This is a genomic window from Sphingomonas jejuensis (genome assembly GCF_011927695.1).
GTDB classification, from domain to species: domain Bacteria; phylum Pseudomonadota; class Alphaproteobacteria; order Sphingomonadales; family Sphingomonadaceae; genus Sphingomonas_K; species Sphingomonas_K jejuensis.
Genome location: NZ_JAATJE010000002.1, coordinates 673,484 through 695,054, shown reverse-complemented (window position 1 = coordinate 695,054; position 21,571 = coordinate 673,484). Strand labels below are relative to the sequence as shown.

At 69.9% G+C, this 21,571-nt stretch carries 21 protein-coding genes; 8 read left to right on the top strand and 13 right to left on the bottom strand.

Annotated features, from left to right (window positions below; genetic code table 11):
* Positions 1 to 11: 11 nt before the first annotated feature.
* Entirely contained in the window at positions 12 to 1,121 is a 1,110-nt protein-coding gene (mnmA, locus tag GGR88_RS13040; RefSeq protein WP_167955697.1) for a tRNA 2-thiouridine(34) synthase MnmA, read from the bottom strand.
* 104 nt (positions 1,122 to 1,225) lie between these two features.
* Between mnmA and GGR88_RS13035 the strand changes: the two genes are divergently transcribed.
* The 3 genes from GGR88_RS13035 (at position 1,226) to GGR88_RS13025 (ending at position 2,320) form a co-directional block, all read left to right on the top strand.
* On the top strand, positions 1,226 to 1,483 hold the full coding sequence (locus GGR88_RS13035) for a hypothetical protein (RefSeq protein ID WP_167955695.1): 258 nt from the start codon (positions 1,226 to 1,228) through the stop codon (positions 1,481 to 1,483).
* Between the two features lie 113 nt (positions 1,484 to 1,596).
* A complete protein-coding gene (gene sciP, locus GGR88_RS13030) occupies positions 1,597 to 1,896 on the top strand; it encodes a CtrA inhibitor SciP (RefSeq protein WP_167955692.1) in 300 nt (99 codons plus the stop codon).
* Positions 1,897 to 2,062: 166 nt separating this feature from the next.
* Positions 2,063 to 2,320: a GlsB/YeaQ/YmgE family stress response membrane protein gene (locus GGR88_RS13025; protein ID WP_167955690.1), complete on the top strand. Its 258-nt coding sequence runs from the start codon at positions 2,063 to 2,065 to the stop codon at positions 2,318 to 2,320.
* Positions 2,321 to 2,387: 67 nt separating this feature from the next.
* Here GGR88_RS13025 and GGR88_RS13020 read toward each other — a convergent pair whose 3' ends face one another.
* A complete protein-coding gene (locus GGR88_RS13020; RefSeq protein ID WP_167955688.1) occupies positions 2,388 to 3,122 on the bottom strand; it encodes an SIMPL domain-containing protein in 735 nt (244 codons plus the stop codon).
* 141 nt (positions 3,123 to 3,263) lie between these two features.
* On the opposite strand from GGR88_RS13020, the gene GGR88_RS13015 reads away from it, so the two are divergent.
* The 3 genes from GGR88_RS13015 to GGR88_RS13005 all read left to right on the top strand — a co-directional run bounded on the left by GGR88_RS13015 (position 3,264) and on the right by GGR88_RS13005 (position 8,980).
* Positions 3,264 to 4,463: an efflux RND transporter periplasmic adaptor subunit gene (locus GGR88_RS13015; RefSeq protein ID WP_167955686.1), complete on the top strand. Its 1,200-nt coding sequence runs from the start codon at positions 3,264 to 3,266 to the stop codon at positions 4,461 to 4,463.
* A 16-nt stretch (positions 4,464 to 4,479) separates the two neighbouring features.
* Positions 4,480 to 7,641, top strand: a complete 3,162-nt coding sequence (locus GGR88_RS13010; protein ID WP_167955684.1) for an efflux RND transporter permease subunit — start codon at positions 4,480 to 4,482, stop codon at positions 7,639 to 7,641.
* 76 nt (positions 7,642 to 7,717) lie between these two features.
* Positions 7,718 to 8,980 carry a DUF445 domain-containing protein gene (locus GGR88_RS13005; protein ID WP_245196952.1) on the top strand — a complete coding sequence of 421 codons (1,263 nt, stop codon included), beginning with the start codon at positions 7,718 to 7,720 and terminating at the stop codon, positions 8,978 to 8,980.
* Between the two features lie 9 nt (positions 8,981 to 8,989).
* On the opposite strand, the gene GGR88_RS13000 is transcribed toward GGR88_RS13005, so the two are convergent.
* From GGR88_RS13000 to GGR88_RS12990, 3 genes are all read right to left on the bottom strand, one after another.
* Entirely contained in the window at positions 8,990 to 9,391 is a 402-nt protein-coding gene (locus GGR88_RS13000; RefSeq protein WP_209023395.1) for a RidA family protein, read from the bottom strand.
* Between the two features lie 66 nt (positions 9,392 to 9,457).
* Entirely contained in the window at positions 9,458 to 10,489 is a 1,032-nt protein-coding gene (locus GGR88_RS12995; RefSeq protein ID WP_167955682.1) for a hypothetical protein, read from the bottom strand.
* Entirely contained in the window at positions 10,486 to 11,889 is a 1,404-nt protein-coding gene (locus GGR88_RS12990) for a glycosyl transferase family protein (RefSeq protein WP_167955680.1), read from the bottom strand. Before GGR88_RS12990 ends, GGR88_RS12995 begins: the two co-directional genes overlap by 4 nt.
* A 112-nt stretch (positions 11,890 to 12,001) precedes the next feature.
* Here GGR88_RS12990 and nhaA point away from each other — a divergent pair, with 112 nt between their 5' ends.
* Complete coding sequence (gene nhaA / locus GGR88_RS12985) at positions 12,002 to 13,198, top strand: Na+/H+ antiporter NhaA (RefSeq protein ID WP_209023394.1); 1,197 nt, start codon at positions 12,002 to 12,004, stop codon at positions 13,196 to 13,198.
* Positions 13,195 to 14,202 carry an arginase family protein gene (locus GGR88_RS12980; protein ID WP_167955678.1) on the top strand — a complete coding sequence of 336 codons (1,008 nt, stop codon included), beginning with the start codon at positions 13,195 to 13,197 and terminating at the stop codon, positions 14,200 to 14,202. Before nhaA ends, GGR88_RS12980 begins: the two co-directional genes overlap by 4 nt.
* 4 nt (positions 14,203 to 14,206) lie before the next feature.
* Here GGR88_RS12980 and GGR88_RS12975 read toward each other — a convergent pair whose 3' ends face one another.
* From GGR88_RS12975 to GGR88_RS12940, 8 genes are all read right to left on the bottom strand, one after another.
* On the bottom strand, positions 14,207 to 15,367 hold the full coding sequence (locus GGR88_RS12975) for a hypothetical protein (protein WP_167955676.1): 1,161 nt from the start codon (positions 15,365 to 15,367) through the stop codon (positions 14,207 to 14,209).
* 149 nt (positions 15,368 to 15,516) lie between these two features.
* Entirely contained in the window at positions 15,517 to 16,644 is a 1,128-nt protein-coding gene (locus GGR88_RS12970; protein ID WP_167955674.1) for a hypothetical protein, read from the bottom strand.
* 45 nt (positions 16,645 to 16,689) lie between these two features.
* Positions 16,690 to 16,977, bottom strand: a complete 288-nt coding sequence (locus tag GGR88_RS12965) for an acylphosphatase (RefSeq protein ID WP_167955672.1) — start codon at positions 16,975 to 16,977, stop codon at positions 16,690 to 16,692.
* On the bottom strand, positions 16,974 to 17,906 hold the full coding sequence (locus tag GGR88_RS12960) for an electron transfer flavoprotein subunit alpha/FixB family protein (RefSeq protein WP_167955670.1): 933 nt from the start codon (positions 17,904 to 17,906) through the stop codon (positions 16,974 to 16,976). Before GGR88_RS12960 ends, GGR88_RS12965 begins: the two co-directional genes overlap by 4 nt.
* Positions 17,903 to 18,652, bottom strand: coding sequence for an electron transfer flavoprotein subunit beta/FixA family protein (locus tag GGR88_RS12955; protein ID WP_167955668.1), 750 nt, complete (start codon positions 18,650 to 18,652; stop codon positions 17,903 to 17,905). Before GGR88_RS12955 ends, GGR88_RS12960 begins: the two co-directional genes overlap by 4 nt.
* 118 nt (positions 18,653 to 18,770) lie before the next feature.
* Complete coding sequence (sucC, locus tag GGR88_RS12950) at positions 18,771 to 19,970, bottom strand: ADP-forming succinate--CoA ligase subunit beta (RefSeq protein WP_167955666.1); 1,200 nt, start codon at positions 19,968 to 19,970, stop codon at positions 18,771 to 18,773.
* A gap of 75 nt (positions 19,971 to 20,045) precedes the next feature.
* Positions 20,046 to 20,990 (bottom strand): squalene/phytoene synthase family protein, encoded by a 945-nt coding sequence (locus GGR88_RS12945; protein WP_167955664.1) that lies wholly within the window; start codon positions 20,988 to 20,990, stop codon positions 20,046 to 20,048.
* The gene (locus GGR88_RS12940) at positions 20,987 to 21,568 is read right to left on the bottom strand and encodes a TIGR00730 family Rossman fold protein (protein WP_167955662.1); all 582 of its coding nucleotides are present in this window, start codon (positions 21,566 to 21,568) and stop codon (positions 20,987 to 20,989) included. Before GGR88_RS12940 ends, GGR88_RS12945 begins: the two co-directional genes overlap by 4 nt.
* Between the last annotated feature and the right edge of the window lie 3 nt (positions 21,569 to 21,571).

The following is a 21,571-nucleotide window of genomic DNA, read 5'->3' as shown; positions in this document are numbered from 1 at the left end:
GTGGTTCCGGCTCAGGCTGCGTTCGAGAGCGAAAAGGCGCGCACCGTTTCCTCGATCCAGCCACCACCCAACACGCGGTCGCCTGCATACAGTACCGCCGCCTGCCCCGGCGCCACGCCATATTCGGGCGCGTCGAAGCGCAGCCAGTCGCCATCAAGGCGCGCGGGAACGGGCTTGGCCATCGACCGCACCTTGGCGGTGAGCGGTGCGTCCAGCGGACCCAGCCGGTTGATGCCCGACAGCCGGGCGCCGTCCACCGCCAGCGCGGACCGCGGACCGACCACCACCGCGCCCCGCCCCGCATCCAGCCGCAGCACGTAGAGCGGATCGGGCGTCCCGCCGATCTCCAGCCCGCGGCGCTGGCCGACGGTGAAGTGGACCAGCCCGCGATGCCGGCCGAGCACGCGCCCGGCCTCGTCGACGATGTCGCCCGGCGTGCCCGCCTCCGGCCGCAGCCGCTTCACCAGGGAAGCATGGTCACCGTCGGGCACGAAGCAGATGTCCTGGCTGTCCGGCTTGGCGGCGACGCCCAGGCCGAGTTCGGCCGCGATCTCGCGCACCCGGCCCTTGGCCATGCCGCCCAGCGGAAACCGCAGGTAATCGAGCTGCGCCGCGGTTGTCGCGAACAGGAAATAGCTCTGGTCGCGGGCCGGATCGGCGCCGCGGTGAAGCTCTGGCCCGGCGGCGCCGTCGACACGGCGGACATAATGGCCGGTCGCCAGGCAATCGGCGCCCAGCCCCTTGGCGAGGCCGAACAGGTCGGTGAACTTCACCCCCATGTTGCACCGGACGCAGGGGATGGGCGTGCGCCCCGCGACATAATCGTCGGCGAACTGGTCGATCACGCCGGTCGAAAAGCGGCTGGCGTGGTCGAACACATAATGCGCGATGCCCAGCCGGTCGCACACGGCGCGCGCGTCGCGGATGTCGCGGCCCGCGCAGCAGGCGCCCTTGCGGCCGGTCGCCTCGCCATGATCGTAGAGTTGGAGCGTGACGCCGATCACCTCGGCCCCCGTCTCCACGGCGAGCGCGGCCACCACCGAGCTGTCGACGCCGCCCGACATGGCGACGACGATGCGGCGGGCGGCAAGCGGCGCGGCAAGCTGAAAGTCCGGACTCATCGCGCCTCCATAATCGATCGCCGATCCGGCCGCACCCTTTACTCGGCCTTCAGCCTTCCCGCGCTACAGCCGGTGCCGTCGAGTAAGGGGGGCGTTGCGGGGGCATGGACATGGATCGGAAGGGGCTGCCGCGCTGTCCCGCGGACCTGCCCACCACCACCGCCATGCTGCTCGCGCTGGCCGCGGCGAAGCAGGCGTCGAGCGCGACGTCGATGGCGCAGGCGCGGCTGGGCGCAACGGCAGCGCCGCGGCCGGCGGCCACGCCGTCGCGCGTGGCGCTGTTCTCGGCATCGGCGCGCGGCGGCGTGCGGGGCAGCTTCGCCCCGGAAGCCGCAGGGCTGATCAACGACGAAGGAGCATGAGCGCGACGTTTACCGAAGCGCTTCAAGGGATTTTCAAACCGGTCGTTTAGATCCGGGTGCGTGAAAAGGGATGGCCGGCCCGCGGGCAGGCCATCGCAGTATCGAGGCAAGGAATGATCGAGAACCAGAAGATCCGCCCCGCTCAGGTCATCGGGCCGCTTGGCGAGCCGCTGACCCTGGAGTCACTGCCGCCGCCGGACACCACCCGCTGGGTGGTGCGCCGCAAGGCGGAGGTGGTCGCCGCGGTCAACGGCGGGCTCTTGTCTGTGGACGAGGTCTGCGCCCGGTACCGCCTGAGCGTGGAGGAGTTCGCCGGCTGGCAGCGCGCGGTGGATCGCGTGGGCATGCCCGGCCTGCGCGTCACCCGCATCCAGCACTACAAGTCGCTGTACGAGCGGCAGCAGCGCTACTGACCGAGCCCGCGGCAGAACGGTTCGTCGACGATCCGGACCGTCCTGCCGCCGGACAGGAATCTCACGCACCCGAAACAATCTTGGCTCTTCAACGGAACAGCCAAGCGCTTCCATGCGTCTTGACTGGAGCGTGCCGTGGCTGACGGCGTGTTACAGGAGGGAAGTTATGGGTATCATTCTCTGGTTGATCGTCGGCGGTGTCATCGGCTGGCTGGCCAGCATCATCATGCGCACCGACGCGCAGCAGGGCATCCTGCTGAACATCGTCGTCGGCATCGTGGGCGCCTTCATCGGCGGCCTGGTCATCTCGGGCGGCTCGATCAACAACGCTCCGCTGACGCTCACCTCGTTCCTGGTGTCGCTGCTGGGCGCCGTGATCCTGCTTGCGATCGTGAACCTCGTTCGCCGCGGCCGCGTGCGCTAACGCGCCGCGTCACACACGGACGATTGATGGGGCCGGGCAGCAATGCCCGGCCCTTTTCACGTCCGCGTCACTGCAGTTCGAAGCGGACCTGCACGGTCACGGTCAGGCGCTGTTCGCCCGGCACGATCGGCGTGTCCGCCGACGCCGCCTCGCTGCGCGCCATCATCCGCATCTCGGGCACCGGCATCGGCGGCAGGCCCGACCCGCTTTCCGCGATCGCCACGATGCGCGCCACCCGCAGCCCGGCCGCGCGCGCGTAGAGCTCCGCCCGTGCCCGCGCGACGCGGATGGCATCCGTCCGCGCCTCGTCCAGCGCCGTCTCCGGCGCATCGAGCGTCAGCGTGGGGCCGTCGATCTGGTTTGCGCCTTCGCGCACCAGCGTGTCCACAACCGTGCCGGCGCGCGCGATGTGGCGAAAGCGGATCTGCACGCTGTTCGACGCCTGGTACCCGGTGATCACCGGCGGCTGGTTCTCGCCATATTGGTAGCGCGGCTCCAGCGACAGCTGCGCGGTCTGGATGTCGCGGGCGGCAATACCGGCCCGGCGCAGCGCCGCGACCACCGCCGCCATCCGCCCGGCATTGTCCTCGGCCGCCGCCGCGGCCGTCGCGGCCTGGCTGACCACGCCCGCCCGCACAATGGCGATGTCGGGCACGCGCGTCACCGCGCCCTCCGCGCTCACATCCAGGACGGTGCCCGCCACCGGCTGCGGCGCGGGCGCGACCGGGGCAAGCTGCGCGGCCGCCGGCATGCTGGCGATCATCGCGCCGCCGGCGACGAACAACGGCATCAAACGTCTCATCTGGGTCAATCCTCCCTGTGATCAGCGGCCTTCATGACGCTCGTCGACCGTAACAGTCGCTGAACGAACGCGGGGGTTGCTGGTGGGTGACGTAGCAAGGTAATACAGCGCGTTATTTCCGGGCGGGGGTGGACGGCCACAATGAACTACGAGACGACGGTAACGCGAAACGATGATGTGCTGACGGTGGAGCGTCCGTCGCGCCGCCGTGCGTTCATCATCGCCGCCGTGGTCGCGGCGCTGGCCCTGCTGGCGTTTGTTCTCTTCGGCCGCGGCGGTGGCGAGGAAGCGACGCCCGCCACCGCGACCGCGCCGGGCGCGGCGCCCAAGGAGGGCGGGCGGCCGGGCGCGCAGCCCCGCGTCACCGTGATCGTGCCGGGCCGCCAGTCCGTCGCGCGGCAGATTTCCTCCACCGGCACATTGGCGGCGCGGCGCGAACTGCCGGTCGGCGTGGTCGGCGAAGGCGGTGTCGTGACCCGCGTGTTTGTGGAAGCCGGCGACTGGGTGCGCCAGGGCCAGGTGCTGGCATCGGTCGACCGCCAGGTGCAGGCGCAGCAGTCCGACGCGCTCGACGCGCAGGTGGGCGTGGCGCGGGCCGACGCGCGGCTGGCGCAGCAGGAGCTCGACCGGTCCCAGCAGCTGGTCGGGCGCGGGTTCATTTCGCAGGCCGACGTGGACCGGCGCACCGCCACGCGCGATGCCGCCAATGCCCGCGTCCGCGTGGCGGAGGCGCAGGCGCGCGAGAACCGGGCGCGCATCGGCCGCCTCGACATCCGCGCGCCCGCCGCGGGCCTCGTGCTGACCCGCGGCGTGGAGCCGGGCCAGGTGATCGGCGCGGGGTCGGGCGTGCTGTTCCGCATCGCGCGGGGCGGCGAGATGGAGCTGCGCGCGCAGCTTGCCGAAGGCGACCTAGCCGGCCTGTCCGTCGGGCAGAGCGCGACGGTGACGCCGGTCGGCCGGTCCGAGTCGTTCGAAGGGCAGATCTGGCAGCTGGCGCCGGTGATCGATCCGACGTCGCGCCAGGGCATCGCGCGGATCGCCTTGTCCTACGATCCGGCGCTCCGTCCCGGCGGCTTTGCTTCCGCGATCATCCAGGGTGGCGGCGTGACCGCTCCGCTCCTGCCGGAATCGGCGGTGCTGAGCGATACGGAGGGCAACTATGTCTACATCATCGACGGCGACAACAAGGCGCAGCGCCGCGCCGTCACCATCGGCGGGGTCAGCGACCGCGGCATCACCATCACCTCCGGCCTGAACGGGCAGGAGCGGGTCGTGCAGTCGGCCGGCCCCTTCCTGACGCCCGGGCAGACCGTGAACCCGGTCCGCGCCGCCGCCCGCTGAGCCCAAGGATCCAGCCATGAGCTTCCGCAACATCTCCGCCTGGTCGATCCGGAACCCGGTTCCGTCGATCGTGCTGTTCGTGGCTTTGACGCTGGCGGGCATCGTCAGCTTCAACCGGATGGAGGTGCAGAACGATCCGGACGTCGACCTGCCGATCGCGTGGGTCGCGATCAGCCAGCCGGGCGCCGCGCCCAGCGAGCTGGAAACGCAGGTGACGCAGCGCGTGGAAGCCGCGCTGCGCTCCATTGAGGGCGTCGACGAGATCAACTCCACCATCCAGGAGGGCAGCAGCCAGACGATGGTGCAGCTGGCGATCGGCGCCGACATCGACCGCGCGGTCAACGACATGCGCGACGCCATCAGCCAGATCCGCGGCGAACTGCCCGACGGCATCCTGGAGCCGCAGATCGGGCGGGTCAGCAACACGGGCAACGACCTCGGCAGCTTTGCCGTCTTGTCGACCGACATGACGCTGGAACAGCTCAGCTGGTATGTCGACAACACGGTCGCCAATGCGCTGTTGTCCGTGCCCGGCATGGCGACGGTGGAGCGGTCGGGCGGCGTGAGCCGCGAGATCCGCGTGCTGCTCGATCCCGTCAAGCTGCAGGCGCAGGGGCTGACCGCAAGCCAGGTCAACCAGCAGCTGCGCGCCGTCAACATCAACGCCGCCGGTGGCCGCGCCGAGATCGCCGGCGCCGAACAGTCGGTCCGCGTGATCGGCAATGCCGATTCCGCCTACACGCTCGGCCAGACGCAGATCGCGGTGGGCGGCGGGCGCACGGTGAAGCTGGCCGACATCGCCGACGTGCGCGACCTTTATGCCGAACAGCGTAGCTACGCGACCAGCGACGGGCAGCAGGTGCTCAGCTTCTCATTCCAGCGCGCGCGCGGCGAATCGGACGTCACCGTCTATGACGGCGCGGTTGAAAAGCTGAAGGAGCTGGAAGCCCGCACGCCCGGCGTGAAGTTCGTCGAGCGCTTCAACCAGGCCCGCTACGCCAAGGAACAGTTCTCCTCCTCCATGCACATGCTGTGGGAGGGCGCGCTGCTCGCCGTGATCGTGGTGTTCTTCTTCCTGCGCGACTGGCGCGCGACGCTCATCTCCGCGCTCGCCATTCCGCTGTCGGCGATCCCCACCTTCTGGTTCATGGAGCTGATGGGCTTCACGCTGAACGGGCTGACGCTGCTCGCGCTGTCGCTGGTCGCCGGCGTGCTGGTCGACGACGCCATCGTGGAGATCGAGAACATCGTGCGCCACATGCGCATGGGCAAATCGGCCTGGCAGGCATCCATCGACGCCGCCGACGAGATCGGGCTGGCCGTGCTCGCCACCACCATGTCGATCGTGGCGGTGTTCCTGCCCGTCGGCCTGATGCCCGGCATCTCCGGCCAGTTCTTCAAGAATTTCGGCTTCACCGTGGTGGTTGCGGTGCTGATGTCGCTGGCCGTCGCGCGCCTGATCACGCCGATGATCGCGGCCTATTTCCTGAAGGCGAAGGGGCATGCCAGCCACGGCGAAGGCCGCTTCATGGACGCCTACATGGCGGTGCTGCGCTGGTCGCTCGACACGCGCAAGGCCGACCGGATGCGCGCGGCCGGCGGCGTGCGGCGCTGGCTGGCGCGGTTTGCCGACCATCGCACCTGGATCATGGGGCTTGGCGCCCTGTCGCTGGTGCTGACAGTGGTGACCTTCACCATGGTGCCGCAGACCTTCCAGCCGACCACCGATTCCGATGACAGCATCGTCAACATCGAAATGGTGCCGGGCACCACGCTGGCGGAAACCGGGCGGGTCGCGCGTCAGACGGAGGAGATCCTGAAGCGCGATCCCATCGTCACGTCCGTGTTCACCCGCGTCAGGGTGGGCGGCGCGACGCTGGTCGCCAGGCTCGCCGACAAGGAAGACCGCGAGCGCAGCTCCATCGAGTTCGAGCGTGAGATGGCGCCGCGGCTCGCCGCGATCCCCGACGCGCGCGTGACGTTCCGGTCGCAGTTCAACGGCGGCGGTCGCGACATGGTGGTGACGCTGGGGTCCGAGGATCCGGTGAAGCTTCAGGAAACCGCCAACAGGCTCGCCGCCGAAATGGCGACGATCCCCGGCCTCGTCGCCCCGCGCGTCAACGGCGACCTGCAGCGGCCGGAAATCACCATCCGTCCGCGCTTCGACCTCGCCGCAGATCTGGGCGTGACCACCACGGCGCTGTCCAACGCCATCCGCGTCGCGACGATCGGCGAGATCGACCAGGCAAGCGCACGCTTCTCGCTCAACGACCGGCAGGTGCCGATCCGCGTCGCCCTTGCCGAGGATGCGCGCCAGCGGCTGTCGACCATCCAGAACCTGCCCGTGCCGACCGCGACCGGCGGATCGGTGCCGCTGTCGGTGGTCGCCGACATCGGCTTCGGCGCCGGCCCGACCCGCATCGAGCGCAGCAACCAGCAGCGCCGCGCCACCGTGGGCGCGGACCTGGGCGTCAACCCGGCGACGGGCAAGCCCTATGTCTCGGGCGAGATCCAGAAGCAGATCGACGCGCTGCCGACGATGCAGAACCTGCCGCTGGGCGTGAACAAGATCACGCTGGGCATGAACAAGTGGCAGGCCGAGCTCATCCAGAACTTCATCATCGCCGTGGTCAGCGGCATCCTGATGGTCTTCGCCGTCCTGGTGCTGCTCTACAAGCGCGTAATGCCGCCGTTCGTGAACATGGGATCGCTGCTGCTGGCGCCGCTGGGCGGCACCGTGGCGTGCATGATCGCCGGCATCCCGATCTCGCTGCCGGTCTACATCGGCTATCTGATGCTCCTGGGGATCGTCGCCAAGAACTCCATCCTCCTCGTGGATTTCGCGCTGGAGGAGATCGGCAAGGGCGTGCCCGTCTACGACGCGGTGCTGGATGCCGGGCACAAGCGCGCGCAGCCGATCGTGATGACCACCGTCGCCATGATCGCCGGCATGATCCCGACCGCCCTCTCGCTGTCGGGCGACGGTGCCTGGCGCGCGCCGATGGGCACGGTGGTGATCGGCGGGCTGCTGCTGTCCACCATCCTCACGCTTCTGATCGTCCCTGCCAGCTTCAGCCTTGCGGTCGGTGTCGAGCGGCGGCTGGGGCCGAAGCTTGCCCGCCGGCTCACGACCGGGGGCGCGGGGGCGCCCGCGGGCGTGCCGCAGCCGGCCGAATAAGGCGCTTCGTCGGCGGCAGCGCGTCGCCCGCCTGATGTCGCTTTGAACCAAGCGCCGCGCGGTTCATTGTCGCCGGATGGGCGGGATCACGACGGACGGGGCAAACCAGGGATTGAACCCCGGATATCGCCGGATGCGGCGCGTCGCCACGGGGCTGCTGGTGCTGATGGCGGCGGTCTATGTCGCCGCCCGCATGCACGAGGCGGCGCATCCGGCCATCGGCTTCGTCCGGGCGTTTGCCGAGGCCGCGATGGTGGGCGGGCTGGCTGACTGGTTCGCGGTCACCGCGCTGTTCCGCCACCCGCTCGGCCTTCCGATCCCGCACACGGCGATCATCCCGCGCAACAAGGACCGCATCGGCACCACGCTGGCCGCGTTCCTGAAGGACAATTTCCTGGTGCCGTCGGTGGTTGCCCGGCGCATGCAGCGGGTGGACGTGGCAGGCGCCATCGGCCGCTTCCTGTCGGCCCCGGCCGGCGCCGGGCGCGGCGGCGCGACCCGCGCGCTGGCCGAGACGATGGAGGCGCTCGATCCCGAACGGCTGGGCGGGCTCGTCAAGGCGGCGCTGCTGAAGCGGCTGGGCGCGGTGGATTTCGCCCCGCCGCTCGGCGCCGCGCTCTCCGCCGCGCTGGACCGTGGCCGCCACCGGCCGGTGATGGACGCCGCCATCGACTGGGCCGGGCGCACGCTGGTCGCCAACGAGCTGCTGATCCGCCGCATGGTGGAGGAACGGTCGGGATCGGTGTTGCGCTGGACCGGACTGGACGCCGCGCTCGCCAACCGCATCATGGACGGGCTGCTGCGGATGGCCGACGAGCTTGCCGACGATCAGGAGCATCCGCTGCGGCTGAAGGCGGAGCACGCGCTGCACGACCTTGCCCACCGGCTGCAGACGGATCCCGCAATGGCGGCGCAGGTCGCGCGCATCCGTGACGAGCTGATCGGCAACCCGGCGCTCCGCCGCTGGCTGGACGGCATGTGGGAACGGGCCCGCGCCGGCATGCTCCGGGCCGCGCGCGATCCCGGATCGGCCATGACCGGGCAGATGGGGGAGGCCGTGCGCCAGCTCGGCCGCATGCTGGAGGAGGATCCCCGCGCCCGCGCGACCTTCAACCGCGCCGCGCGCCGGGCGGCGGTGGGCGTGTCTGCGCGATACGGCACCGCCATCGTGCGGCTGGTGTCCGATACGGTGCGCGGGTGGGATGCCGGAACGATCACCCGCCGGCTGGAAGGCGCGGTCGGCCGCGACCTCCAGTATATCCGCGTGAACGGCACGCTGGTCGGCGGGCTCGTCGGCGTGACGCTCCACCTGCTGTCGGTCACCGTCTTTCCGAACTGACAGGCGGGATCAGTTCCCTGCCGGGATGCGGGCGATGACCTTGATCTCGAAGTCGAACCCGGCCAGCCAGGTGACGCCGACGGCCGTCCAGTTGGGGTAGGGCACAGACGCGAACACCCGGTCCTTTGCCGCCATGATCGTCTCGAACTGCGCCTCCGGATCGGTGTGGAAGGTCGTCACGTCGATCACATCGTCAAGGCCGCACCCCGCCGCCGCCAGCACGGCCGCCAGGTTGGCGAACGCCCGGTCGACCTGCGCCGCGAAGTCGGGCTCGGGAGAGCCGTCCTCCCGGCTGCCCACCTGGCCGGAGACGAACAGCAGATCGCCCGACCGGATCGCCGCCGAATAGCGGTTGATGTCGTAAAGCGCCTGCCGCCCGGCCGGAAAGATCGCGTCCCGTGTCGCCACCATGCTGCTCCTACCTTGATGTGAGCGTCAGGTGGGGCTGGCGGCGGCGCCGCGCCAGGGCGGGTCGTCCTAGAAGTCGGCGCCCAGCGACAGCGCGGGGCCGGATCCCGGCCGGGCGTTGCCCGCGATCCGCTGCCGCCATTCCACGCCCAGGCGCAGCGTGGAGCCACCCGTCGGCAGCCGCACCACCGCCTGCGGCCCCACGTCGAGGCGCGACACGCCCGGTTGCGCGGCGCCCCACGCGCCAAGGCCCAGGCTGAGCCCCAAGCCGCCCGACCGCCACACCGGCCGCTCCATGCGCACCGCCCCGTCGACATAACCCTGCCGCCGGCTTAGGCCGACGACGCCCGCCTGCGCGTAGGCATCCAGCCGGAAGTCCGCCGGCAACGGCACCCCGCCAAGCCCGCCGGCCAGGCCCAGGGCTGGTGCCGTGCGCGCCCCCCGATCCAGCGCGACCCGCTGTTCCAGCATCAGCTTGATTGGAACGGCGATGGACGGCTGCCAGTCGATGCCGAACGCCGCCTCCCGCCCGCCGGCGGTGCCGAGCGGCGACGACAGCCGGCCCGCGATCGACAGGGTGCGGCTGGCGTTGATGGCATAGCTGGCGCGGACGCCCGCCTGGCTGCCGCCCAGCTGGCCCCCGCCGACGAGCGATCCGGATCCGCCACCGGGCCGGGCGATCATCCACCCGGTCACCGTCAGCCGGCTGAACGTCTGCGGACGCATGGCGGGCGTTCCGCGCCACACCGGCCCCGCCCCGCCCGGCGTGATGCGCGGGTAGCGCAGGTTGGCGAGCGCGGGCGCCCCGCCATAGCCGGCGGCCGTCATCAGCGCCGCGGCCGTGCGGCTGGGCGGGCGCCCGACGCTGGCGTGGACCGGCTGCGGCGGCGGCAGCGCGACCAGCAGCTGCGACCGCACGACCGGCGGCAACGCGACACGGAACACCGGGCGCAGCGGGATCGCGGCCGCGCGCGCTTCCGGCAGCGGGGTCGCGAAGCTGAGGTCCGGCAGCCGCAGCGCGTCCGGCCACAGCGCGATCGCGCGCGCGCCCATCCACAGCAGCGTCACCGCACCCAGGAAGCGGATCGGCCCGCCCTTCACCGCGCAGCCTTCACGTCGGCGGGGAAGATGTGCGTCGTCTTCTCCCAGATCGCGCGCCCGCCGCGCAGGATGTGGAGGTAATGGGCAAGCGCGCGGCGCGCCGCCATCATGGCGACGATGTTGGCCACGATCACGCGCGGCACGGACGCAAGGCCCTGTCGCCAGCCATGTGTCCGCCCGACGAACAGCGCGCGCATCGCCAGCCGCCAGGCGAGCAGGCCGACATTGACGATCAGGAGCGCGCGCTCCCACGGCTCCAGCACCAGGGGGCGGTAACCGCCGGCAAGCTCAGCCAGCGCGAGCACCCCCCAGCAGGCAAGCGCGCCATAGGCAGCCACCAGCACCACCGCGGCGAGCACCGCCTGCCGGTCACGAAAGCGCATCCAGCGTTCGGCCGGCGATCCCCGCCAGCCGAGCCGGTCCCACCCGTTGAGCGCGATCCCCGTCATCCAGCGCGCCTTCTGCCGCACCGCCGCCGACAGCGACACCGGGAAATGCGCGCGGACGGACACAATGCCGCCCACCCCGTCATCCACCCGCACGAACACGCCGCGCCCACCCGCCTCGCCGATGCGCAGGCCAAGCTCGTAATCCTCCGTCAGGCTGTCGGCGTCGAACGGCTGTCCGCCCCGCACGTCCGCGACCGCCGCCAGTCGCGCGCGCGAAAAGGCGCAGCCGACCCCGGCGGACGGCACGGCCGCGCCGATCGCCTCGCGCACCACCAGCGTGCGGCCATGCGCCTCGGCGAACTCGTCGGCATAATGCGCGCCGATCATGCGGCCGAACAGCGGCGTCGCCGGGTCCACCAGCGCCACCACCGGCAGCTGCACCAGGTCGAAGCGTTCGATCAGCCGGTCGTAGATGCGGATCTCGGCCGGGTGCACCACATCCTCGGCGTCGTGCAGCACGATGGCCTTGGCCTGCCAGCCCTGCGCCGCCTCGTCCGCCAGCAGCGCCGCCCACATGGCGTTGAGGTTGTCGCCCTTTGTTGTTGGGCCGGGGCGCGGGTTGATCGCCGCACGCACCCGCGGATCACCCACCGCCGCCACCGCCGCGATCGTGTCCGGATCGTTCGGGTAGAGCCCGACATACAGCCGGATGTCCGCGCCCGCCCAGTGGTCGCAGGCGGTGCGCAGCATGGCGCCGATCACCTCGCTTTCGTGCCAGGCAGGCACGAACACGGCGATGCGGCCGGGCCGGTCGGCCGCGGGAAAGCCGGCGGCGGTCGCTCGCCGGTGCCGCGAATAGATGAACAGCCTTTTCCAGCCGGCCCGCGCGATCCACAGGAGGTCGACGCACAGGTCACCGATCCCGCCGACGAGGATGCCGGCGGCCGCGAACAGCGCCAGTTCCCGCGCGACGAGGTCCAGCCCCCGCCAGATCAGCTCCCCTGCGACCATCGCCCCCCTCGATTCGGTCCAGAACGGATCAAATAGCCTTCGGCGGCGCGATCAAGGGAAATGACGACGGTGCACGGTTGATGCACGGGCCGAAACCCGCCATCCGGCCCCGATGGCCGATCCGGCGACCCCGACCCGCATGCCGCGTGCCATGCGCGCCTTTCTGGACAGCGAGGCCGCGGGCGGCATCGTCCTCATGGCCGCGGCCGCAGTGGCGATGCTGCTCGCCAACCTGCCGACCGCCCATGCCTACGAGGCGGTGCTGCACAGCTATCTCGGCCCGCTGACGGTCCACCAATCGATCAACGACGGGCTGATGGCGCTGTTTTTCCTGCTCGTCGGGCTGGAGATCAAGCGCGCGCTGATCGACGGGCACCTCGCCTCCGCCCGCGCCCGCTGGCTGCCGGCGATCGCGGCGACGGGCGGCATGGCCCTGCCCGCCCTTGTCTATCTCTGGGTCGCCGGCGGCGATCCTCAGCTCCATCGCGGCTGGGCGATCCCGGCGGCGACCGACATCGCCTTTGCCGTCGGTGTGCTGGCCCTGCTCGGGCGGCGGGCACCCGATTCGCTGAAGCTCCTGCTCGTGACCATCGCCATCGTCGACGACATGGGCGCGGTGATCATCATCGCGCTGTTCTACTCGACGGGGCTGGATGTCGCCGCGCTGGCGCTCGCGGCCGGCATCCTCGTGCTGATGGTGGCGCTCAACCTGCACGGGCACCGGCGCCTCCCGACCTATCTGGTGCTCGCCGCCCTGCTGTGGCTGGCGGTGCTGCTGTCGGGCGTGCACGCCACGGTGGCGGGCGTGCTGGCCGCGCTGACCATCCCGCTCCGCCCCGCACCCGGGCAGAATCCGCGCGCGCACCCGCGCGAAGGCTCCCCGCTCGCCCGGCTGGAGCACGCCCTGCAGCCCGCCGTCGCCTTCGTGATCGTGCCCCTGTTCGGCCTGGCGAATGCGGGCGTCGCGCTCACCGGCCCCGGGCCGGACGTGCTGGTGGCGCCGCTGCCGCTCGCCATCGGGGCGGGGCTGTTCCTCGGCAAGCAGATCGGCGTGTTCCTGTCGGTCCGCATCGCCGTTGCCATGCGGCTGGGCAACAAGCCCGCGGGCGCCACCTGGTTCCAGATCTGGGGCGTGTCCGTGCTGTGCGGCATCGGCTTCACCATGAGCCTGTTCATCGGCGGGCTTGCCTTCGACGATCCGCTGCTGGCGGACGAGGTCAAGATCGGCGTGCTGGCGGGATCGATCCTGTCGGGGCTGGTCGGGTGGCTGCTGCTGCGCGTCGCCCGGGGGGAGGAGCGGCGCACGTGAAGACCTTCTTTCATCCCGATCAGCTGCTGCATGCTCCGGTCCAGGAACTGCACAACGGCGGCTTCGTGCCCTTCGCCGAGGTGCCCGCGCGCGCCGCGGCGATCCTGGCGGCGGTCGGCGATCCGGTGCTGCCGCGCGACGCCGGGATGGCGCCGATCGCGGCGGTGCATGACGGCGACTATCTCGCCTTTCTGCAGGTCGCGCATCGGGACTGGCTGGCGGCGGGGCGCCACGGCGACGCGCACGGCTATGCCTGGCCGGTGGTGCGCCGGCGCGCGCTGTCGCTCGACCGGATCGATGCGCGGCTGGGGCGCTTTTCGATGGATGCGTCCACGCCGATCGCACCCGGCAGCTGGACCAGCGCCTATTGGGGGGCGCAGTCCGCACTGGGCGCGCTGGGCGCAGTGCTGGGCGGCGATCCGGCCGCCTTCGCGCTGTGCCGGCCGCCCGGGCACCATGCGGGCCGCGACTATCTCGGCGGCTACTGCTTCCTCAACAACGCCGCGATCGCGGCGGAAGCGGCGACGGCGGCAGGGCGGCGGGTCGCGATCCTGGACGTGGACTACCACCACGGCAACGGAACGCAGGACATTTTCTGGGATCGGGGCGACGTGTTCTTCGCCTCCATCCACGCCGACCCGCGGACCGACTATCCCTTCTTCTGGGGCCATGCGGACGAGGTCGGCGAGCGGGCGGGCGCCGGCGCGACCCTCAACCTGCCGCTGCCGCAGGGAACCGACTGGACGCAGTACCGTCCCGCGCTCGACCGGGCGCTCTCCGCCATCCGCGCTTTTGGCGCGGACCTGATGGTGGTGAGCTTCGGCGCGGACACCTTCGCCGGCGATCCGATCAGCCAGTTCCGCATCGAAACGGCGGACTACAGAGCGATGGCCCGGCAGATCGCAGCGGCCGGGATGCCGATGCTGGTGGTGATGGAAGGCGGCTACGCCGTCGACGCGCTCGGCGCCAATGTCGCGGCGTTCCTGGAGGGGATGGGCGGCTGAAGCGCTAGCTTCCATCCTCGAACGAGGAGAGGTCCACGACCTCAAGTGTCCGCGGCCCTGCCCTGCCGGCGATGCGAGAGCCCGATCGATCCAAGGTGATGGGCGCCCGCAGACTATAGCGTTCTACCCGGTAGAAGCCGGAACCATCGGCCTGATCTTCGGTGCGGCTGTAGCGGCGCTGGGCGATCTGACGAAGCAGGGGTCTGGCCCACTCTCCGCGTGTGCTGCCGCGGAGGATCGCGGCATCGGCCGCGCTCCCGTCCGGGCGGATCCAGAAGCCGATATCGACCCAGTCGACTGAATTGTTGAGGGAAAGCGGATTGTTCAGCGGGCCGGTCAGGCTGAGCAAGGTGCTGCTGTCGACTCCCTGTGGCCGGGTCTCGGGACCCCCTTCGCCAAGATCCGGGAATGGCGGGGCGAAGACGAGGATCGGGCGGGTGCCGGGCGCGGCACGCAACGTGGCAAGCAAGCGGTCGACGGCGGCGGTATCTCCGCGCCCGGTTGCGACTCGAGTTCTCAGAACATCTGCTCGGGCGCGGGCGGAGCGATTCTCGACACCCGCAAGGGCCTGCCCCTCATTCGTCAGCCGCAAGGCCTGATCGAAGCGGTTCATGTTTATTGCAAGCTGCGCGCGCTGGAACGCAATGTCGGCTGCGATCATGGGGTAGCCGGCCGCGAGCGCGCGGGCCTGAAGTGAAGTGTACGCGTCGTCGGCCGAGCGCAGCTGGCCGAGGACGACGAGAGAGTCGCCGATACGGCGGCCTGCGTGCAGTGCAGTCAGGCTGTTCTCACCTCGATGCTCGCGCAGGATCGTCACGCTTTCCCGGGTTGCGTGTCGGAAGATCCGCACGTCGCCATCCTGACGCGCGACATCGGCATAGGTCGCCAGCAGGGTCGAGACCGGCTCCGGCAAGCTCGCCGCATGACGTCGGTTGCGTGTCACCGCGCGCGCAAGCACGGCCTTCGCCTGCCGGTAATTTCCTGCTCGGAAATGGTCCACGCCCGCATCAAGCGCCGCCTCGATTTCCTCAGCGGGCGGGCATGCTCGCGCAAGGCACTCGGCGAGGATTTCCTGCGATCGCCGTGCCGTCACGATGATGGTTTGGTTGTCCTGCGGAATCGTTGCTTCGGTTTGAAGCAACAGCAAGGCGATTATCATCGACATGGAAGAAGAAGAACACAAACCGATGTGTCCGACAAGACTGCAAACTCAGTCAGGAGGATTACGGCTGGGAAAGTAATCAGGGCGGCACAAAAGACATGTGACGCGGTCCAATGAGATCAGCAGCTTGCAAATCCGGCGGCCGGAAAGGCCTATTGAAGCGCGCTGTCCACGCTTTCACCCGTTTCTTCGGCCATATGGGTCAGGCTGGCGACCTTGAGATGATAACTTCCGATCCGTCGGGAAATGCGGCTGAAGTACGGAACCTCGTAGGACGGCCGCAGTGTATAGCGTTCGATCTGGTAGATGCCCGGATCGCCCTCGCCCGAGGGGAAGGGAGCATAGCGGCGGTCCGCGACCCGATTAACTACGGGATTGAACCATGCGCGCCGACCATTATCGCGAAGAACCTCCACCTCCTCGACGCGCCCGTCGGGTCGGACCCAAAAGCCCACATCGACGAAAGCATTCATTCCTTCTGCAGGACGGACCCACTGGGAAGGCGAGTTCAGCGGCGGAATGGGAGGCGCGGTGATCAGGAGAGGTGCCGGCCGCGTCCTTCCCGGCAGAGCAGCGAGCAAGCGAGAGGATTCCGCTTCATCGCCTTTGGCGTAGGCGATGCGAACAGCAAGAATACGGCCGAGCTCGGCAACTAGCACATTGTCGGCGCCTGCGACCTCCCCGGCCCGGCTAGCGAGGCTCTCTGCTCGGTTATAGCGCCCTCGTGAAAGCTCCAGCCAAGCCTGTCGGAACATGGCGGCAGCAGCGAGCCTCGGGCGGCCTGCAGCAAGCGCCGCTTCCTCAGCCCGCCTGTAGGACGCTTCGGCCGTGATCGGGCTGCCGAGCTTCATCAGCATATTGCCCGTATCGAGATCGGCCATGATCGCTTCGAGACTTTCGGGACCGAGTTCCGTCCTCAGCAAGTTGGTTCGCTCGTAGACACGCTGACGGAACAGGTCGTCGTCGCCCTCATGCTCTGCGACGGTGGCCGAGGTGGCAAGCAGGCTTGCAAATAGCCGCGGGTTCTCGGTGGCATGACCGCGATGTCGCGCAACGGTACGCCCCAGAACACGCTTCGCATCAACGTAACGGCCGTCGGCAAATTGCTGCACGGCCGCATCCAGCGCCGCCTCGATCTCCTCGTCCGGCGGGCAGTTGCGCGCCAGGCAGGCGGCGAGATCCTCTTCAGCGCGGCGGGCCTGGATGACGATGGTCGGCGGCTCCCGGTCGGTTGCCGGGGCGGCCTGGAGCAGCAGCAGCACGGAGAGCGCGATTGCCATGGGCCCAAGGAACGCTGATTCCGGCCGCTTGGCAAGGGCAAAGCCTCACCGGGTCGGACGTTTGGCGAACCCGATCAGCGGCTTGGCCTCCGAAAGCTCCTCGACTTCCTCAACCTCTACGGCGTCGACCCGCGCCGCCGGCGGCCCGGTGCGCGCGCGGGCGATGAGCGCCTCGACCGCCGCCGCCGGGCCTTCCGCAACCGCCTCGACGCTGCCGTCGGCGCGGTTGCGGACCCAGCCGGCTAGGCCGAGCGCGGTCGCCTGCTCCACAATCCAGGCGCGATAGAAGACGCCCTGCACCCGCCCCGTGATGCGGAGCCGGCGGCGGATCACAGCTTTTCGGTCAGCTCCGGCACCACCTTGAACAGGTCGCCCACCAGGCCGACGTCGGCCACCTGGAAGATCGGCGCGTCCTCGTCCTTGTTGATGGCGACGATGACCTTGGAGTCCTTCATGCCCGCCAGATGCTGGATCGCGCCGGAAATGCCGATCGCGATATAGACTTCCGGCGCGACGATCTTGCCGGTCTGGCCGACCTGATAGTCGTTGGGGACATAACCGGCGTCCACCGCCGCGCGGCTGGCGCCGACCGCGGCGCCCAGCTTGTCGGCGAGCGGCTCGATCAGCGACGAGAAATTCTCGCCGTTCTGGAGCGCGCGGCCGCCCGACACCACGATCTTGGCGCCGGTCAGCTCCGGCCGTTCCGACTTCGACACCTCTGCCGACACGAAGCGCGCGGTGGCGGCTTCTTCGCCCGCCGCGACGGCGGCGATCTCGGCGGAGCCGCCCTCGGTCGCGGCCTTCTCGAACGCGGTGCCACGCACGGTGATCACCTTCTTGGCGTCCGTGGACTGCACAGTCGCGATCGCGTTGCCGGCGTAGATCGGGCGCGTGAAGCTGTCCGGCCCTTCGACCGACAGGATCTCCGACAGCTGCATCACGTCGAGCAACGCGGCGACCCGCGGCGCGACGTTCTTGCCGCGCGAGGTCGCCGGTGCGACGAACGCGTCGAAATCGCCCATCAGCCCCACCACCAGCGGCGCAACCGCCTCGGGCAGCTGGTGCACATAGGGCGCGCCATCGGCGACAAGGACCTTGGCCACGCCCGCGATCTTCGCCGCCGCCTCGGCGACGGCCCCGACGCCCTCGCCCGCGACCAGCAGGTGGACGTCGCCGCCCAGCTTCGTCGCCGCGGTCACCGCCGGCAGCGTCGCATCCTTCAGCGCGCCGCCGTCATGCTCGACCAGTACCAGTGCCGTCATGCCACCACTCCCAGTGTCTTGAGCTTGCCGACCAGTTCGTCGACATCGGCCACCTTCACGCCCGCCTGCCGCTTGGACGGCTCCACGACCTTCAGCGTCTTCAGCCGCGGCGTCACGTCCACGCCCAGGTCTCCCGGCGTCTTGTTGGCCAGCGGCTTGGACTTGGCCTTCATGATGTTGGGCAGGCTGGCATAGCGCGGCTCGTTGAGGCGCAGGTCGGTGGTGACGATCGCGGGCAGCGTCAGCGCCACCGTCTCCGCGCCGCCATCGACCTCGCGCGTCACGGTCGCCGTGTCGCCGTCGATCTCCACCTTGGACGCAAACGTGCCCTGACCCCAGCCGGTCAGTGCGGCCAGCATCTGGCCGGTCTGGTTCGAATCATCGTCGATCGCCTGCTTGCCCAGGATCACCAGCCCCGGCTGCTCCTCGTCCGCGATCGCCTTCAGGATCTTGGCGACGCCCAGCGGCTCCACCTCGTCGTCGGTCTGGACCAGGATCGCGCGGTCCGCACCCATGGCGAGCGCGGTGCGCAGCGTCTCCTGCGCCTTCGCAGGGCCGACGGACACGACCACGATCTCGGTCGCCGCGCCCTTTTCCTTCAGGCGGATGGCTTCCTCGACGGCGATCTCGTCGAACGGGTTCATCGACATCTTGACGTTGGCCAGGTCGACCCCGGTTCCGTCTGCCTTCACGCGCGGCTTGACGTTGTAGTCGAGCACCCGCTTGACCGGCACCAAGAGCTTCATTCGCGTCCTCCATCTCCGCCGCGGCCGGCACCTGACGGCCGGCTCACGATCATCGTCTCGCCTCCCGGCATCAACGCCGGGGCGAGGGCGGGCGTTTCGGCGCCCGCCCGTTTTTGCGTCACGCGGCCTGCTTCACCTCGGCGACGATCTTCTTGGCCGCATCGCCCAGATCGTCGGCCGCCACGATGGCGAGGCCCGATCCGTTCAGGATGGCCTTGCCCTGGTCGACGTTGGTGCCCTCCAGCCGGACGACCAACGGCACCTTCAGGTCGACTTCCTTGGCCGCCGCGACGATGCCGTCGGCGATGATGTCGCACTTCATGATGCCGCCGAAGATGTTGACCAGGATGCCCTTCACCGCCGGATCGGACAGGATGATCTTGAACGCCGCGGTCACCTTCTCCTTCGATGCGCCGCCGCCGACGTCGAGGAAGTTGGCCGGGAACATGCCGTTCAGCTTGATGATGTCCATGGTCGCCATGGCCAGGCCCGCGCCGTTCACCATGCAACCGATGTCGCCGTCCAGCTTGATATAGGCGAGGTCGTACTTGGACGCCTCGATCTCGGCCGGATCCTCCTCCGTCTCGTCGCGCAGCGCGGCCAGATCCTTGTGGCGGAACATGGCATTCGAATCGAAGCCGACCTTGGCGTCCAGCACCATCAGCTTGCCGTCGCCGGTAACGGCAAGCGGATTGATCTCGATCTGCGCGGCGTCCGTGCCCAGAAAGGCGTCATAGAGCTGCGAGGCGATCTTGGCCGCCTGCTTCGACAGGTCGCCGGTCAGGCCCAGCGCGGCGGCGACGGCGCGGCCGTGATGCGGCTGGAACCCGGTCGCCGGATCGATGTCGATCGTGTGGATCTTCTCCGGCGTCGAATGGGCGACCTCCTCGATGTCCATGCCGCCCTCGGTCGAGGCGACCATGGAGATGCGGCCGGTCGCACGGTTGACGAGCAGCGCCAGGTAGAACTCGCGGTCGATGTCCACGCCGTCGGTGACGTAAAGGCGGTTGACCTGCTTGCCGGCCTCGCCCGTCTGGATCGTCACCAGCGTGTTGCCGAGCATGTCGGTCGCGGCCGCGCGCACCTCCTCGGCGGACTTGGCAAGCCGGACGCCGCCCTTGGCGTCGGGGGCGAGCTCCTTGAACTTGCCCTTGCCGCGGCCGCCGGCATGGATCTGCGCCTTGACGACGTACAGCGGTCCGGGAAGCGTCTCGGTCGCGGCGACCGCTTCGTCCACGCTCATCGCGGCGACGCCGGCGGGCACGGCGACGCCGAACTTGGCCAGCAGTTCCTTGGCCTGATATTCGTGGATGTTCATGCGCGCGGGGTCCTTGGCTGAGACGGTCTTTGCCGTCGGCTAAAGCATATCAACCGAGGTGAATCCACCCCGCCGCTACCGCTCGGGCAGCCAGCGGCGCGCGCGGCGCGCGGCAAGCGCCCAGGGCCGGATGCTGCCGGATCCCATCGCGCGCGCCTCCATCAGCGCCTGCCACACCAGCACCAGCTTTCGCCCGCGCGGCACCACCACGCGGCTGTCCCAGGCATGGTCGCCGCGCCTGACCACCTCGCGCCCGATCTCGCCATAGATGCCGGCCGCCGCCAGCACCGCCCAGCGCGCGCGGAACGGCAGCCGCGTCGCGCCCTGCTTGGCGCTGGCCGTATAGCCTTCCGACAGGTCGTTCAGCCGCCGCGCCAGCGCCGCCAGCCGCGGCCGCACGAACGGCTTGGCCAGCTCGCCCGGCGGCATGTCCATTTCCACCAGCCAGTCGACCGGCAGGTAGATGCGGTCGGCCGCCGCATCCTCCATCAGGTCGCGCGCGATGTTGGACAGCTGAAAGGCAAGGCCCAGGTCGACCGCGCGCGCCAGCGTGTTTTCGTCGTCGGCGGGCACGCCCATCACCGCCGCCATCAGCCCGCCGACGGCGCCCGCGACATGGTAGCAGTAGCGGATCATGTCCGCCTCCGTGCGCGGCCGCCAGTCCTCCGCATCCAGCGCGAAGCCGGCGAGATGATCGTCGACGAAGCGGCGCGGCAGGTCGATCTCGCGCGACAGCTGCCCCAGCCCGTCGAACGCCGGCTCGCCCGTGGTCTCGCCGGCGAGCGCGCGCGCGGTGAGCGCCTCCAGCCGCGCCTGCGCCTCCTTGGGATCGCTGCGCTGGCCGAGCATGCCGCCAAGTTCCTGCGCGTCCGCGATGTCGTCGCAGGTACGGCACCAGGCATAAAGCAGCCAGGCGCGCTCCCGCGTGGTGCGGTCGAACAGGCGGCTGGCGAAGCGGAACGACTTCGACCCCCGCGAGATGGTGGCGCCGGCCTGGGCGACCAGCTCCGCCCGCGTCACAGCTCCTCGCGGCTCATCTGGAAGATCGGCTTGTGCGGGCGATAGGCCTCCATCCGGCCGAGCAGCCGATCGAGATCGTCGTCATGGAGCAGGATGCCCTGGTGCACCGGCCGCAGGAACCCGACCGCGCCCATCGTGCCGACGAAGTCGATCAGCCCGTCGTAGAAGCCGGCGACGTTCCAGAGCCCCACGGGCTTGGCATGGTAGCCGAGCTGCGCCCAGCTCATCGCCTCCCACAGCTCGTCCATTGTGCCGGTGCCGCCGGGGATGGTCAGGAACCCGTCCGACAGGTCGGTGAACATCTGCTTGCGTTGATGCATGCCGGCGACCGTGTGGAGTTCGCTCAGGCCCTGATGCGCCACTTCCGGCCCGCACAGCGCCTCCGGGATGACGCCGATCACCTCGCCGCCCGCCGCCAGCGCGCTGTCGGCGACCGCACCCATCAGTCCCAGCCGCCCGCCGCCATAAACGACGCCGATGCCGCGTTCGGCCAGCGTCCGGCCGACGGTGCGGGCGCACGCGATGTAGACCGGATCCTCGGGCGTCGCCGACCCGCAATAAACCGCAAGACGCTTCACGCC